Raw genomic sequence first — 14,373 nt, forward strand, 5'->3', positions numbered from 1 at the left:
CCGGCGACCACGCGTGGCCTGGCTCCCGCGCTTATGGCGCGAGCGCGCGCGGCACGGAGGTGCCGTGGCCGTCGTGCCCGTCCACCACGCCCGGCACGCGCGACCTGCCGCGCGCTGCGGCGTCCCACACCTCCACGACCCAGTCGGCGGCGGCGTCGACGACGACGTCGCGCGCGTCGTACGGCTCGCGGCCGGGTGCGACGAGCGGCACGTCCGGGACGGGGCCGTCCTCGCCGTGCACGACCTCGAACAGCGTGCGGTGCGGCGCGATCGCGCGGTCGAGCACGGCGGCGTCGGGGCCGTCGAGCGACACGACGACGTCGAACGTGCCCTCGCCGTCCTGGTCGGGGAAGACCGTGACGACGATCTCCTCCGCGCGGTCCGGGAGCGCGTCGACGACGGCGCGCAGGCGGCGCACGGCCTCCGGCGTCGCGGCGTCGAGGTGGGCTCGCACGAGGCGGGCGTGCGTCGCGGCGTCCATCGCGCCACGGTAGCGCCGGGCACGCCTGCCGATGGCAACCCTAGGTCTGCTAGGGTCGTTACCCCTAGAACAACTAGGCATAGGAGCGTTATGCGTATCGACAAGGACCTCGTGGCCGCGTCGGCCACCCCGCTCGTGCTCGGGATCCTCGCCGACGGCGAGTCCTACGGCTACGCGATCCTCAAGCGCGTGGACGAGCTCTCGGGCGGCCGGATGCAGTGGACCGACGGCATGCTCTACCCGCTGCTGCACCGGCTGGAGCGCCTCGGCCTTGTCGAGGCGTCGTGGGGCACGTCCGACGTCGGCCGTCGCCGCAAGCACTACGCGATCACGGCCGCGGGGCGCGAGGCGCTCGTCGAGCGCCAGGCCCAGTGGGACGTCGTCGCGCACGCGCTCCAGCAGGTGTGGCGCTCCGCCCAGGACGGGCTGCAGAGCCCGCCGCACGTCGCGGAGGGGTGGGCCTGATGGGCGCCGCGACCGCGCCGGCCGGCGCCGCGAGCCCCGGCCCGCACGCCGCGCTCGAGGCGCAGATCGACCAGTGGCGCGGGTACGTCCGGCGCCGGGAGGCGATCTCCGCCGCGGACGTCGACGAGATGGAGGACCACCTCCGCGAGCGGGTCGAGGATCTGCGCGCGACGGGCCTCGACGACGACGAGGCCTTCCTCGTCGCCGTCAAGCGCATGGGCACGCTCGACGACCTGTCGCGCGAGTTCGCGCAGGAGCACTCCGAGCGCCTGTGGAAGCAGCTCGTCCTCGTGGGCCAGCAGCCCGGCCGCACCCGCTCGTGGCGCGAGCTCGCGGTCGTGCTCGGGCTCGCCGTCGCGGTGGGCGCCACGGTCAAGGTCGCGACCGTGCTCCTGCCCTGGGAGACGGTCGGGCTCAACGTCGGGCTGCTCGTGCTGCCGTTCCTCACGGCCTACCTCGCGTGGAAGCGCCAGGTCACGCTGCGTGTCGTCGGCGCGCTCGTCGTGCCGTTCGTCGTGCTGGGCGTCGTCCTCAACGTGTACCCGTTCGCGCCCACGGACGCGACGTTCGTCCTCGCGGCGCTCGCCGCCCCGGTGACGCTGTGGTCCGTCGTCGGGCTCGCCTACGTGGGCGGGCGGTGGCGCTCGGACGCCCGCCGCATGGACTTCGTGCGGTTCACGGGCGAGCTCGCCGTGTACTACACGCTCATCGCGCTCGGGGGCGGGGTGCTGCTCGGCCTGACGATCGGGGTCTTCTCGCTCGCCGGCGTCGACCTCGAGCCCTACCTCGACAGCTGGATCCTCACCCTGTGCGTCCCGGCGGCGCTCATCGTGGCCGCGTGGCTCGTCGAGGCCAAGCAGAACGTCGTCGAGAACATCGCGCCCGTGCTCACGCGCGTGTTCACGCCGCTGACGCTCGTCATGCTCCTCGCCGCGTTCGTCGTCCTCGCGACGGCGGGGAACCTCGCGGCGGTCGACCGCGAGCTGCTCATCCTCATGGACGCGATCCTCGTGCTCGTCCTGTGCCTGCTCCTCTACTCCGTCTCGGCACGCGACCCGCTCGCGCCCGGGTCGTTCTTCGACGGGCTCCTGGTGGTCCTCGTCGGCGCGGCGCTCGCCGTCGACGCCGTCGCGCTCACCGCGATGCTCACGCGCATCGCCGAGTTCGGCGTGAGCCCCAACAAGGCGGCGGCGCTCGGGCTCAACCTCCTGCTGCTCGTCCACCTCGCGTGGTCGGCCGTGCTCGCGACGGCGTTCCTCCGCGGGCGCCGGCCGTTCGCCGACCTCGTCGCGTGGCAGACGCGCTTCCTGCCCGTCTACGCGGCGTGGGCGGCGGTCGTCGCCCTCGTGTTCCCGCCCGTGTTCGGCTTCGTCTGACGGACGGCGGTCGGCCGTCCCCGGGCGTAGCGTGACGGGATGGCCGACCGACCGTCCGGCGGGCCGGTCGACGACGACGTCGTCGGCTGGCTCCTCGACGCCGACCCGGCGCTGCGCTGGCAGGTGGAGCGCGACGTCGTGCACGCCCCGCCCTCCGTGTGGCGGGCGACGCGGGCGCGCGTCGCGACCGAGGGCTTCGGCGCCCGGCTCCTCGCGCTCCAGGACCCCGACGGGCAGTGGGCGGGCGGCGCGTACTTCCCCGCGGACGTCGGCGGGGACGGCGCGGCCGCGCCGGACGCCGAGGGCAGGCCTGAGGAGGGCCAGCCCTGGACCGCGACCACCTGGTCGCTCGTCGCGCTGCGCGAGTGGGGTCTCGACCCCGAGGTGCTCCGCGCGCGCCGCACGCCCGAGCTGCTGGCCGAGCACTGCCGCTGGGAGTACGACGACCTGCCCTTCTGGGGCGGCGAGGTCGACTGGTGCATCAACGGGTACACGCTCGCCGCGGGCGCGTGGCTCGGCGTCGACGTGTCGGGGCTGCTCCGCACCGTCCTCGACGGTCGGCTGCCCGACGGCGGGTGGAACTGCGCGTGGGTCGAGGGCGCGACCGTGTCGTCGTACCACTCGACGCTCAACGCGCTCAAGGGCCTCCTCGCCTACCAGGAGCACGCCGGGGCCACGGACGAGCTGCGCGCCGCGCGCCGCGCCGGCGAGGAGTACCTGCTCCGCCGCGGCCTGTTCCGCCGGCTCGGCACCGGCGAGCCCGTCGGGGACTGGGCGTTCCGCCTCGCCTACCCGTTCCGCTGGTACTACAGCGTGCTCAACGCGCTGGTCTACCTGCGCGCCGCGTCGCTGCTCGACGGCACGCCGCCGGACCCGCGCGCGGCGGACGCGGTCGAGCACGTCCGCCGCGCGCGGCGCCCGGACGGCACCTGGCTCCAGGGCCGGCGCCACCCGGGCCGCGTGTGGTTCGAGGTCGACGCGCCCGCGGGCGAACCGTCATGCTGGCTCACGTACCACGCGACCGTCGTCCTCGACTGGTGGGACGGTCAGGACGCGGGCGGCCCCGAGACGACCTCGGCGCCGTCGAGCACCGCGATGAGCTCGTCGAACCACTCGACGTAGCTCGCCCACGTGAACGGGCGCTTGTCGTCCCAGCCGACGACCTGCCCCGCCTGGACCGCCGGCAGGCCCGCGTAGACGGGGTTCGCCCCCATGGCCTCGTCGGAGCCGGTGTAGCTGAGCACGACGTCCGCCGGGTAGTCCGGCACGCGCTCCCAGCTGAGCTCCGCCCAGGCCTGCTGGTCCTGCGGGCCGCCGATCGTGAAGCCCAGCTCCTCCAGCAGCGCGAGCTGGCCCAGGGTCCGCTGCCCGACCCACAGCTCCTCGGCCCCGTTGAGCGGCAGGATCGTCAGCGGCTTCTCCGCCGCGATCGCCCGCAGGGTGTCGAGGCGCTCGTCGAACGCGGCGCGCGCCTCCGTGACCTCCGGGGTGTCCGCGTCACCGCCGAGCGCCTCCGCGAGCGACGCGTAGTCCTCGATCACCTCGACGACGGGGCGGCCGGAGAACTTCATCCCGACGAACGGCGCGACGGCGGTCGCCTCCTCGGTGATCTTCTCGTCCCACCACCGCCACGCCGTGCCGTCCTCCGTGCCGAACCCGATCACGAGGTCGGGGTCGAGCGCGAGCAGCTTCTCCAGGTTGAGCTCGGCGTCGGTGCCGACGACCTCCATCTCGTCGACCCGGGCGTTGCCGATCGACAGCGCCCCGGTGTCCGAGAAGCCGTACCCGAACACGCCGTCGGGCCGCACGCCGTAGTCCCACAGCGCGGCGGCCGAGTAGCCGTCGACGACGAGGCGGTCCGGCGCCTCGTCGAGCTCGTACGTCGTGCCGTGGCCCGAGGACGTCCACGACCAGCCGTCGGCGCTCGCGGACGGCTGGCCGCCCCCGGCGCCGTCGGAGCCCGCGTCGGTGCCCGGGGAGCACGCCGCGACGACGGCCGTGAGACCGAGCGCGAGAGTGGCCGCCGCGACCGTGCGCGCGGGCCGGCGCCGCGCACGGGGCGCGCCGGGCAGGGTGGACGAGGGACGGGTCGTGCGGGTCATGCGGTGCTCCTCCGACGAGGCGGTGCGGGCGAGCGCAGGACGGTGGGGGGCCGGTCGGGCGGGGTGGTCCGACCGGGAGAACGGGGCCGCGTCAGGCGCGGCGGGGCCGGCCCTCGGGCACGACGAGCGGGGTGCCCGTCACGGGGTCGGCGATGATGCGGCACGGGAGGCCGAACACGTCCTCCACGAGCTCGGCCGTGACGACGTCGCCCGGCGCGCCCTCGGCGACGATCGCGCCGTCCCTCATGGCGATGAGGTGGGTCGCGTAGCGGCACGCGTGGTTGAGGTCGTGCAGGACGGCGACGAGCGTGTGCCCGCGGTCCCGGTTGAGGTCGGCGCACAGCTCGAGCAGCTCGATCTGGTGGGCGATGTCGAGGAACGTCGTCGGCTCGTCGAGCAGGAGGAGGGGCGTCTCCTGCGCGAGGACCATCGCGACCCACACGCGCTGGCGCTGGCCGCCGGACAGCTCGTCGACGAGCCGGCCCGAGAGGTCCGTGGTGCCGGTCGCGGCGAGCGCGGCGACCACGGCCGCCTCGTCCTCGCGCGACCACTGGCGCAGGAGCTTCTGGTGCGGGTAGCGCCCGCGCGCGACGAGGTCCGCGACGGTGATCCCCTCCGGCGCGATCGACGACTGCGGCAGGAGGCCGAGGCGGCGCGCGACCTCCTTGGCGGGGATGGACGAGATGGAGCGGCCGTCGAGCACGACCTCGCCCTGCGACGGCTTGAGCAGGCGCGACAGCGCCCGCAGCAGCGTCGACTTGCCGCACGCGTTCGGCCCGACGATCACCGTGAACGAGCCGTCGGGGATCGTCACGTCGAGCCCCGAGGAGATAACGCGGTCGTCGTAGCCGACGGTGATGCCGTCGGCGTGCAGGCGGTCGGCGGCGGGGGCCGCGGGCCGGCCGGCCGTGCCGGGCGCGGCCGCGTCGTGCGGGGCGTCCGCGAGCTGGGTGGGTGCCACCGGGGTCCTTCCGGTCTGCGGGGTCGGGGTCACTTGCGGGCCTCGCGGACGAGGAGCCAGACGAGGTAGGCGCCGCCGACGCTCACGGTGACGACGCCGACGGGGAGCTGGGTCGGGGCGAACGCGCGCTGCGCGACGAGGTCGCTCGCGGCCAGGAGCACCGCGCCCATGCACGCGGCGGGCAGGATGCGCACGCCTGCGCTGCCCGTGAGGCGGCGCGCGAGCTGGGGCGCGGCGAGCGCGACGAACGCGATCGGCCCGGCCGCGGCGGTGACGAGCGCGGTGAGCGCGACGCCGAGGACGACGAGCGCGAGCCGCACCCGCTCGCTGCGCAGGCCCAGGGCGGCCGCGGCGTCGTCCCCGAGCTCGAGCAGGCCCATGCGGGGGGCGAGCCACACGAGCGGCAGGGCCAGGAGCGCGGCGAGCACGCACGCGGGGACCGCCTGCGCCCACGTCATGCCGTTGAGCGACCCCGCGCCCCACACGGCGGCGGCCATCGCCGTCTCGAGGTCGGCCTTGACGATGAGCCACTGGTTGGCGGACGCGAGCATCGCCGACACCGCGATGCCGACGATGATGAGGCGGAACCCCTGCACGCCGCGCCGGTAGGCGAGGACGTACACGACCCCGGCGGTGACGATCCCGCCGACGAGCGCGCCCGCCGCGACGCCGACGTACCCGCCGCCGAGCAGCATGATGACGACGAGCGCCCCGGTGTACGCGCCCGTGTTGAAGCCGATGACGTCGGGGCTGCCGAGCGGGTTGCGCGTGAGCGACTGGAAGATGGCGCCGCTCGCGCCGAGCGCCGCGCCGAGCACGAGCGCCATGAGCGCGCGCGGGAGGCGCCACTCGACGACGACCATGTGCACCGGGCCGTCGGCCGCGCCGACGAGCGCCTGGAGCACCTGCGGCACGGTGAGCGGGTAGTCGCCGGTGGTGAGCGCGACCACGCCGACGGCCAGCGCGACGAGCAGGAGCGCCCCGCACACCGCGAGCGTGCGCAGGTCGAGCCGCAGGCTCACGCCCCGGCCGCGCACGACGCGCGTCGGGCGGCCGAAGTCGACGCGCCGGTCCGGACCGGGCGCCCCGGCCGGGAGACGGTCCTGCACCGGGGCGCTCACAGCCCGCTCGCCTTCGAGCGGCGCACGAGCGCGATGAGGACCGGGGCACCGACGAACGCCGTGACGATCCCGACCTGGAGCTCGCCCGGCATGACGACGACCCGGCCGACGACGTCGGACACGAGCAGCAGGACGGGCGCGAGCACCGCCGAGTACGGGAGGATCCAGCGCTGGTCCGGGCCGACCGTCCACCGCGCGACGTGCGGCACCATGAGGCCGACGAACGCGATGGGCCCGGCCGCGGCCGTCGCCGCGCCGCACAGGAGCATGACGGCGACGCCGACGAGCACGCGCGTGCGCCCGACGTGCGCCCCGAGCGAGCTCGCGAGGTCGTCGCCGAGCGCGACGGTGTTGAGCGGGCGCGCGACGACGAGCGCGATGACGAGCCCGATCACGACGAACGGGGCGATCGTCCCCGCCATCTCCATCGTGCGGCCCGCGAGCGAGCCGGCGCCCCAGAAGCGCATGCGGTCGAACGCCGCCGGGTCGAGCAGGGTGATGCCCTGCGAGACGCCGCCGAGCACCGCGCCCAGCGCGACGCCCGCGAGGGTGAGCCGCACGGGCGTCGCTCCCCCGCGGCCCTGCGACCCGATGGCGTACACCGCGACGGTCGCGACGACGGCGCCCGCGAACGCGAACCAGATGAACGACCCGATGTCGGTGAGCCCGAGGAACGCGACGGCGAGCACGACGGCGAACGCGGCGCCCGCGTTGACCCCGAGGATGCCCGGGTCGGCCAGGGGGTTGCGCGTCATGGCCTGGATGAGGGCGCCCGAGACGCCGAGCGCGGTGCCGACGAGCAGCCCGACGATCGTTCGCGGGAGGCGCAGGTCGCGGATGATCACGTGGTCGCCCGAGCCGTCGTAGCCGGTGAGGGCGTCCCAGACCGTGCCGAGCGGGACCGGCTTCGAGCCGACGACGAGGCTCAGCACGACCGCGAGCACGAGGACCGCGAGGGCGACGACGAGCCCGAGGCTGCGCCCCGCGTTCGTGCGGGCGACCCCGGCCGGGCGGTCGGCGGGGTCGGCCGGTGCCGTGCCGCCGGGGACGTCGGCCGTCGTGGCGGCGGTCGCGGGCGAGGTCATGGTGCTCGGATCTGCTCGGGGGCGCTCGGCCCGGCGGGTCAACACGAGTGAGGTTACCCTCACCTTAATTCACGCCCCGGAGGGTCCGGCAAGATCGTCCACGAACCCGCTGGAGTGACCCCGCTCACCGTCGGTGCCGGAGGGGGTTGCCGGTCCGCGAGCGGCGTGTGCGAGAGTGGCCGCATGACCTCGCACGTCCCCGTCGCCGCCGACCACGTCGTCACCGTCGACGACCAGGGTCGCCGGACCGGCACCTTCGAGCGCGCCGCGGTCCACACGACCGAGACGCCCCTGCACCTCGCCTTCTCCTGCTACGTGCTCGACGACGCGGGCCGCCTGCTCCTCACGCGGCGCGCCCTCGCGAAGCGCACGTGGCCCGGCGTGTGGACCAACTCGTTCTGCGGGCACCCGCGCTGGACGGAGTCCACCGAGGAGTCGATCCTCCGCCACGCGCGGCACGAGCTCGGGCTCGAGATCGCGGACCTGGAGGTCGCCGTCCCCGGGTTCCGCTACCGGGCCGTCGACGCGTCGGGCGTCGTGGAGAACGAGATCTGCCCCGTCTACGCCGCCCGTGCTGCGGGCCCGGTCGAGGCGAACCCCGACGAGGTGATGGAGCTCGCCTGGGCGGACCCGCGGGACGTCGCGCGCGGGGTCGCCGCCACGCCGTGGGCGTTCAGCCCGTGGATGGTGCTCCAGGTCGGTGCGCTGGGCGGCGCGAGCACGGCCGGCGACGGCCCGACGGCGCCCCTCGCCGCGGCCTTCGGGCCCGCCTCCGCCTGACCGCGCCCGGCCCGCGACCGGGCAGGAGCGAGGATTCAGACGCGCCGGAGCTGCGGGCGGCGGAACCGCTCGGGGATGCCCAGGTGGTCGGCGTCCTCGGCGGTCGAGCGCAGCCGCCGCGGCGGGAGCGCGTGCGGGAGGACCGCGTCGGCGCCGGGGACCCGCGCGTCGTGCATCGCGGCGGCGAGCGCGTGCACCAGGGGCGCCTGCCGGGACGGCCGCCGCGTCGAGAAGACCCACAGGTCGAAGCCGGGGGCGGTCGCGAGGTCGACGGGCTGGCCCTGCGCCCACGCGTGCCGCGCGACGACCGGCGACACCGCCAGGAACGTGACCGGCCGGCGCGACCAGAGCACCGTGCGGGACGCGCCGCTCACGCCGCGGTCGGCCATGAGGAGCCCGATCGTGCGCTGGTTGCCCACGACGGCGGACACCGTGCGGGGGTCGATCCCCGACCACGGGATGACCGTCGGGCGCAGGAACGGTGCGAACGAGCCCACGACGATGCCGCCGTCGAGCACGAGCAGCTTCTCCGAGCCCAGGAACCACAGCAGGACGCCGAGCACGGCGGCGACGGCCACGAGCAGGACGGCCGCGGCGACGACCTCGCCGTCGGCGAGGCTGGCCACCGGCGCGAGCAGCACGAGCACGAGGACCACGGCCCACGCGGGGCCGTTCGGCGTCGCGGCCTCGACGTGCCGCAGGCGGCCGAGGCGCGACGCGTCGGCCCAGTGGCGCACCTTGCGCGTCGCGCGGTCGCCGGTCGGCGCGGCCGTCATCGGCCGAGCAGCTCGGCGGGGAGGCGGCGCAGCGTCGCTGGCCCGACCTCCGACAGCTCGAGCGTGACGGGCGCGCCGTCGGCGTCGTGCTCGCCGCCGCGCACGACGTACACGCCGTCCGGCGTCGCGTAGACGCTCACCCGGACGAGGGTGTCCGAGCCCGCGCGCACCGCGCCGAGCACCGTGACGGCGACCGCTCCGGAGAGCTCGGGCGACGTGCGGGCCTCCGCGGCGAACTGCTCGGTCGTGAAGGTGCGGGCGCGGCCGTCGAGCACGGCCTTCGCCGCGGGGTCGAGGAACACCGCGAGGCGCCCCGCGAGCTCGGCGAGCGGGTAGACGCTGAAGGAGTGGTGGCCGCTCGGCCCGACCTCCTCCTCGAGCACCCGGTCCTCGTCGTGCAGGTAGACGTACACCCAGTGCTTGCCGAGCGCCGTCGTGCGGTCCGCGGAGAGGATGGCCGACGCCGTACGCCGCAGCACGAGCGGGCCCGTCACCTCGGGGACCGCGTCGATCCCGACCTGCGGCTCGCCGCCCGGCCCGCGCGGGCGCTCCTCGTCGGACGGCACCACGAGACCCCGCGCGAGCAGCGACCGCAGGGCTACGCGCCCCACGAGCGTGCGGTCCGCGCCCTCCTGCGCGTCGAGCCAGGGCAGCGGGACGAGCTGCGGGTTCTGGAGCCCGTCGAGGATCGCGACCTCCTCGTCCGTGAGCGTGACGACGTGCGTCACCTCACCGGGCGCCGTGCGCGCGAGCGTCTGCTCGGCGGCCGCGATGTCGGCCGCGGACCACTGCATGGTCGGCTGCTGGGTCACGAGAAGAGGCCTCCGATGAAGTCGCCGGCGGCGGAGAGCCCGTCGCCGATCGCGTCACCGACGTCGGACGCGACGTCGCCGATGGTATCGGCCGCGTCCCCGACGAAGCTCGTGACGTCGTTCCAGCCGTCCGCGAGGTACGGGCCCGGGTCCGAGAAGAACCCCGTGATCGAGTCCCAGTTGTCGTAGACGAGGTTGCCGAGCGCCCAGACGCCCGCGACCGCCGCCGCGCCCGCGACGACCGCGATGCCGACCGGGTTGGTGAGGAGCCCCGCTGCGATCGCCATGGTGCCCGCGCCGCCGATCACGGACAGGACGCCCATGCCCCGGTCGACGCCGCCGCGCACGCCGTCGTACTGGGTGTTGACGATCTGGTTGATGCCGCCGACCACGCCGGCCGCGCCGCCCGCGAAGCCCATGAACCGGGAGAACGTCGTGGCCCGCCCGAGCACGCTCAGCGCGTCCCCGACCGCCATCCCGCGCGTGAGCTGCAGGGCGCTCGCCGCCGCGGGCGACAGCGCCGCGAGCCGGCTCGCGTCGAGGAAGCCGCGCGCGGCGAGGAAGGTGCGGTACGCGATCCACGCGCCGCTCCCGGCGCCCCACGCGGACAGCGCGGTGTCGCCGACGTCCCAGATCGAGCCGTCGAGCGGGTCGCCCGCGCCGGGAGGGCCGCCGCCGGGGCCGGTCGGCACGCCGGGCCCGGGGACGCCCGGGGACGGGATGGACCCGCCCTCGGTGCTCGTCGCGAACTGCTGGTCGGCGTGGCGCAGGACGGCCTGCGACGCCTCGGAGAGCGTCTGGCTCACGCCGCGCAGCAGCGCGACGGACGTGCCGGTCCACTCGCTGCGGAACTGGTCGGCGTCGCCGCCCTGCCAGCGGCCCGCCGCCTCCACGAGGCCGCTGACCTCGGACGTCGTGCTCACGAGCTGGTCGGAGGCGGACCGCAGCGACTGCGCGAGCCTCCGCAGCTCGTTGACGTCCGCGCCCCACATACCGCTCACGTCGTTCCCGTCCCCTCGTCGGTCGTCCGGCCCGCCGGCACCCGGTGTCCGGGACGCGCGAGGCGGGCACCGGGAGGCTACCGTGCGTGCCGTCGTGCGGGCGATGGGGAGTCCTCCCCGTCGGGTCGCGGCGCGCCCGCGCCCGCGCACCGCTCGCGTTCGGCTCCGGCGCCCGGGCGGGTGACAATCGACCCATGCCTGACGCGGTACCCGACACCCCCGCCACCCCCGAGCGCGCGAGCGAGGCGCCGGTGCCCGCCCGGGACGCCTCGTTCGAGGAGCACGTCGCGTGGGCCCGCGCGGTCCCGGTCGTCGGGTCCGACCTCTCCCCCGTGGCGGGCCGCGTCGTCGAGGACCCGCTGCCGTGGGACTACGTCGCGCTCGCGCGCGAGCTCGTCGCGAGCGGGCGCGGGCCGGTGCTCGACCTCGGCACGGGCGGCGGCGAGCTCCTCTCCACGCTCGGCCCGTTCCCCGCGGGCTCCGCGGCGACCGAGGGCTGGGCCCCCAACCTCCCGGTGGCCCGACGGCGGCTCGAGCCCCTCGGGGTCGAGGTGCGGCCCGTGGAGGGCGACGACGAGCAGCTCCTGCCGTTCTTCGACGGCCAGTTCGCGGTCGTCCTCGACCGGCACGAGGAGTTCGACCCGGACGAGGTGCTCCGCGTGCTGGAGCCGGGCGGCGTGTTCCTCACGCAGCAGGCCGACTCGCGCGACGGCGTGCGCCTGAGCACCGCGCTCGGCTCCGAGCCGGCGTGGGACCCGGACTCCGTCACGCTCGACGCCGCGGTCGAGGTGCTCCGCGAGGCCGGCTTCGTGGTCGACGCCGCGCGCGAGCACGAGGGCCTGCGCCGGTTCCGCGACCTGGCCGCCCTGCTCTGGTACCTGCGGCTCATGGCCTGGCAGGTGCCGGAGCTCGCATCGCTCTCGCCCGAGGCGGTCGCGCGCTACGAGGCGCCGCTGCGCGCCCTGCACCTGCACCTCGCCGCGGGCCACGAGTTCGTCGACGAGGCGCCGCGCTTCCTCGTCGTCGCGCGCAAGCCCTTCTGACGCCCGCGCCGCCCCGCCGCGCGGACCGGGTCACAGGTCCCGGAGCTCCGCCTCGCGCTCGTCGTAGGCGCTGCGGGCCGCCGCGATGCGCTCCTGGTGCGCCTCGGTCCAGACGACGAGCGCCTTGGTCGTCGCGTGGAGCGAGCGCCCCATCTCGGTGAGCGCGTAGTCGACGCGCGGCGGGACGGTCGGGTAGACCGTGCGCTCGACGATGCCGTCGCGCTCGAGCTGACGCAGCGTGCGCGACAGCATGCGCTGGCTGATCCCGTCGATCTCGCGCTTCAGCTCGGTGAAGCGCATGACGCGCCGGTCGAGCAGCGCGATGGCGAGCAGCGACCACTTGTCGGCGATGCGGTCGAGGATCTGCCGCACCTCGCAGTCCTCGCGGGCGTCCCACTGCCAGACGTCGGCGTCGCTCTCCCAGCGTGACGGCGGTCGCGGGTCGCACACCTCCTCCGTCGCGGCGTGGTCGGCCGCGCCCGCCGGTCGAGGGCGCGCCGCCACGGTATCCGCGGTGATACCAGGTGGGCGTGATGTGCCGTCTTCCATGCCTCCTGATCCTGACCCACGATGGGTTCGGTATCAAGAGGTAACCGGGTGCCGAAGGGTGCTCACGACGACAGGGGACGTCCATGGGCGACGGGACGACGAGCCGCAGCGGTGCGAGCATCCGGGAGGCCGGCCGCGAGGCCGCGCGGGAGGCCGCGCGGTTCAGCCTCCGGGACTGGGGTCTTCTCCTCGTGCTGTGCGGGGCGATCTTCCTCGAGGGCAGCGACATCGCGATGCTCTCCGTCGCACTCCCGGGCATCCGCGCCGACCTCGGCCTCGCGACCGGCGAGCTCGGCGGGGTCGTGACCGCCTACGTCGTCGGGTACGGCGGGTTCATGCTCCTCGGCGGACGCGCGGCCGACCTCTACGGCCGACGCCGCATGTTCGTCGTCTGGCTGCTCGTCTTCCTCGTGTTCTCCGGGCTCGGCGGGTTCGCGACCGACGGCTGGATGCTCCTCCTGTCGCGCTTCGTCACGGGCGTGGCGGCCGGCTTCCTCACGCCCGCCGGGATGTCGCTCATCACGACGTCGTTCGCGGAGGGGCCGCGCCGCAACCGCGCGCTCGTCGTCTACGGGGCCGCGGGGGCGGCGGGCTTCTCGCTCGGGCTCGTCGTCGGCGGTCTGCTGGCGGCGGTCCACTGGCGGTGGGTCTTCTTCGCCCCGGTGCTCGTCGCCGTCGTGCTGCTCGCGCTCGCCCTGGTCACGGTCCCGCGTGACACGACGACGCGCGTCCGCGGCGCGCTCGACGTCCTCGGTGCCGTCCTGGCGACGACCGCCATGGTCCTGCTCGCCGTCGGCATCGTGCGCCTCGAGCACCCGGGCGACGGGCTCGCGTGGACGGTCGCCGCGCTCGGGGGCGGCGCGGCGCTGCTGGTGGGGTTCGTCGTCCGGCAGCGACGTGCCCCGCACCCGTTGCTGCCGCTGCGGCTCTTCCGGTCGGTCGAGCTCGGGCGGGCGAACGTCACGGCCGTGCTCTTCGCGGGCGGGTTCTACGGCTTCCAGGTGCTCCTCACGCTGTACCTCCAGGAGCTGCGCGGCTGGACGCCGCTCCAGACCGGGCTCGCGATGCTCCTCATGGCGATCGACGTCGTGCTGGCGCCCGTCCTCACGCCGCGCCTCGTGGAGCGGTTCGGGGTGCCGCGCGTCATCGTCGGGGGCCTGGTCGCCGGCACGCTCGCCGCGGCGTGGTTCCTCGGGTCGGGGCTCGACTGGGCGTACGCCGTCATGGTCCCGTCGCTGGCGCTCGTCGGGGTCGCGTTCGCGCTGGTCTACGGGCCGATCGCCATCGCGGCGACGACGGGCGTGACCGACGCCGAGCAGGGCGTCGCGGGCGGTGTGCTCAACACGTCGTTCCAGCTCGGTGCGGCGATCGGCATCTCGGCCGCGACGGCGGTCAGCGTCCTCGCCCTCGGGGACGCGACGGGACCGGACGCGGGCCTCGCCGCCTTCCACACCGCGCTGTGGGTCCCCGTCGCGGCGTTCGCCCTCGCGGCCGTGGCGATGGGGGCACCGCGCCGCCGGGCCGCCGTCGGGCCGGCCGGTCCCGCCGTCGAGTCCTCGACCACCGAGACCGCACGACCGGCCCCCGCCACCCGCTGAGTGCATGAAACAGTCGCGTCCTGGCGTCCCGGACGCGACTGTTTCATGCACTCAGCGTCGGGGTGCGGGCAGCAAGAAGCCCGCGGGCTGGAGGGTTCCTCCTGTCGTGCTGGACGAGGGCACGACACCCGCGGGCTCCGGTGGTTGCGTGGTACTCGCTCGCCGCCGGGGGCTCCCCTCGGGAGACCCCGCCCGGTTCACGGGCTCACCGCATCCGGTCCGT

Annotated in this window: 15 protein-coding genes; 6 read left to right on the forward strand and 9 right to left on the reverse strand. The window is 75.5% G+C overall.

Annotated features, from left to right (window positions below):
• Nucleotides 1-31: 31 nt before the first annotated feature.
• A complete protein-coding gene (locus RDI86_RS09110; protein WP_308821216.1) occupies nucleotides 32-481 on the reverse strand; it encodes a DUF6389 family protein in 450 nt (149 codons plus the stop codon).
• A 90-nt stretch (nucleotides 482-571) separates the two neighbouring features.
• Here RDI86_RS09110 and RDI86_RS09115 point away from each other — a divergent pair, with 90 nt between their 5' ends.
• The 3 genes from RDI86_RS09115 to RDI86_RS09125 are packed head-to-tail and all read left to right on the forward strand — an operon-like array spanning nucleotide 572 to nucleotide 3,444.
• On the forward strand, nucleotides 572-946 hold the full coding sequence (locus RDI86_RS09115) for a PadR family transcriptional regulator (RefSeq protein WP_168945043.1): 375 nt from the start codon (nucleotides 572-574) through the stop codon (nucleotides 944-946).
• Nucleotides 946-2,322, forward strand: a complete 1,377-nt coding sequence (locus RDI86_RS09120) for a permease prefix domain 1-containing protein (RefSeq protein ID WP_168945044.1) — start codon at nucleotides 946-948, stop codon at nucleotides 2,320-2,322. The genes RDI86_RS09115 and RDI86_RS09120 overlap by 1 nt, the downstream gene beginning before the upstream one ends.
• A gap of 39 nt (nucleotides 2,323-2,361) precedes the next feature.
• Nucleotides 2,362-3,444 (forward strand): squalene cyclase, encoded by a 1,083-nt coding sequence (locus RDI86_RS09125; protein ID WP_308821217.1) that lies wholly within the window; start codon nucleotides 2,362-2,364, stop codon nucleotides 3,442-3,444.
• Here RDI86_RS09125 and RDI86_RS09130 read toward each other — a convergent pair.
• The 4 genes from RDI86_RS09130 to RDI86_RS09145 all read right to left on the reverse strand — a co-directional run bounded on the left by RDI86_RS09130 (nucleotide 3,369) and on the right by RDI86_RS09145 (nucleotide 7,591).
• On the reverse strand, nucleotides 3,369-4,424 hold the full coding sequence (locus RDI86_RS09130; protein ID WP_308821218.1) for an ABC transporter substrate-binding protein: 1,056 nt from the start codon (nucleotides 4,422-4,424) through the stop codon (nucleotides 3,369-3,371). The two genes, RDI86_RS09125 and RDI86_RS09130, sit on opposite strands and share 76 nt — an antisense overlap.
• Before the next feature lie 91 nt (nucleotides 4,425-4,515).
• Nucleotides 4,516-5,298 (reverse strand): ABC transporter ATP-binding protein, encoded by a 783-nt coding sequence (locus RDI86_RS09135; protein ID WP_076404566.1) that lies wholly within the window; start codon nucleotides 5,296-5,298, stop codon nucleotides 4,516-4,518.
• Between the two features lie 116 nt (nucleotides 5,299-5,414).
• Nucleotides 5,415-6,506 (reverse strand): iron-enterobactin ABC transporter permease, encoded by a 1,092-nt coding sequence (gene fepG, locus RDI86_RS09140; RefSeq protein ID WP_228485153.1) that lies wholly within the window; start codon nucleotides 6,504-6,506, stop codon nucleotides 5,415-5,417.
• On the reverse strand, nucleotides 6,503-7,591 hold the full coding sequence (locus RDI86_RS09145) for an iron chelate uptake ABC transporter family permease subunit (protein ID WP_076404150.1): 1,089 nt from the start codon (nucleotides 7,589-7,591) through the stop codon (nucleotides 6,503-6,505). Before RDI86_RS09145 ends, fepG begins: the two co-directional genes overlap by 4 nt.
• Before the next feature lie 183 nt (nucleotides 7,592-7,774).
• On the opposite strand from RDI86_RS09145, the gene idi reads away from it, so the two are divergent.
• Nucleotides 7,775-8,371 carry an isopentenyl-diphosphate Delta-isomerase gene (gene idi / locus RDI86_RS09150; protein WP_051027835.1) on the forward strand — a complete coding sequence of 199 codons (597 nt, stop codon included), beginning with the start codon at nucleotides 7,775-7,777 and terminating at the stop codon, nucleotides 8,369-8,371.
• A gap of 35 nt (nucleotides 8,372-8,406) precedes the next feature.
• Here the strand turns inward: idi and RDI86_RS09155 are convergent, their stop codons facing one another.
• From RDI86_RS09155 to RDI86_RS09165, 3 genes are read right to left on the reverse strand one after another with little or no spacing between them, the layout of a single operon-like run.
• Complete coding sequence (locus RDI86_RS09155; RefSeq protein ID WP_076404149.1) at nucleotides 8,407-9,147, reverse strand: hypothetical protein; 741 nt, start codon at nucleotides 9,145-9,147, stop codon at nucleotides 8,407-8,409.
• Nucleotides 9,144-9,959 carry a hypothetical protein gene (locus tag RDI86_RS09160; RefSeq protein ID WP_308821219.1) on the reverse strand — a complete coding sequence of 272 codons (816 nt, stop codon included), beginning with the start codon at nucleotides 9,957-9,959 and terminating at the stop codon, nucleotides 9,144-9,146. Before RDI86_RS09160 ends, RDI86_RS09155 begins: the two co-directional genes overlap by 4 nt.
• Nucleotides 9,956-10,960, reverse strand: a complete 1,005-nt coding sequence (locus RDI86_RS09165) for a hypothetical protein (RefSeq protein WP_137281383.1) — start codon at nucleotides 10,958-10,960, stop codon at nucleotides 9,956-9,958. The genes RDI86_RS09160 and RDI86_RS09165 overlap by 4 nt, the downstream gene beginning before the upstream one ends.
• A gap of 194 nt (nucleotides 10,961-11,154) precedes the next feature.
• Here RDI86_RS09165 and RDI86_RS09170 point away from each other — a divergent pair, with 194 nt between their 5' ends.
• Nucleotides 11,155-12,003: a methyltransferase domain-containing protein gene (locus RDI86_RS09170; protein ID WP_308821220.1), complete on the forward strand. Its 849-nt coding sequence runs from the start codon at nucleotides 11,155-11,157 to the stop codon at nucleotides 12,001-12,003.
• A 30-nt stretch (nucleotides 12,004-12,033) separates the two neighbouring features.
• Here the strand turns inward: RDI86_RS09170 and RDI86_RS09175 are convergent, their stop codons facing one another.
• Nucleotides 12,034-12,507: a helix-turn-helix domain-containing protein gene (locus tag RDI86_RS09175; RefSeq protein WP_009862943.1), complete on the reverse strand. Its 474-nt coding sequence runs from the start codon at nucleotides 12,505-12,507 to the stop codon at nucleotides 12,034-12,036.
• Nucleotides 12,508-12,635: 128 nt separating this feature from the next.
• Between RDI86_RS09175 and RDI86_RS09180 the strand changes: the two genes are divergently transcribed.
• A complete protein-coding gene (locus RDI86_RS09180; protein ID WP_308821221.1) occupies nucleotides 12,636-14,150 on the forward strand; it encodes an MFS transporter in 1,515 nt (504 codons plus the stop codon).
• Nucleotides 14,151-14,373 lie beyond the last annotated feature (223 nt).

The organism is Cellulosimicrobium sp. XJ-DQ-B-000, assembly GCF_031119065.1.
Lineage (GTDB): Bacteria > Actinomycetota > Actinomycetes > Actinomycetales > Cellulomonadaceae > Cellulosimicrobium > Cellulosimicrobium funkei.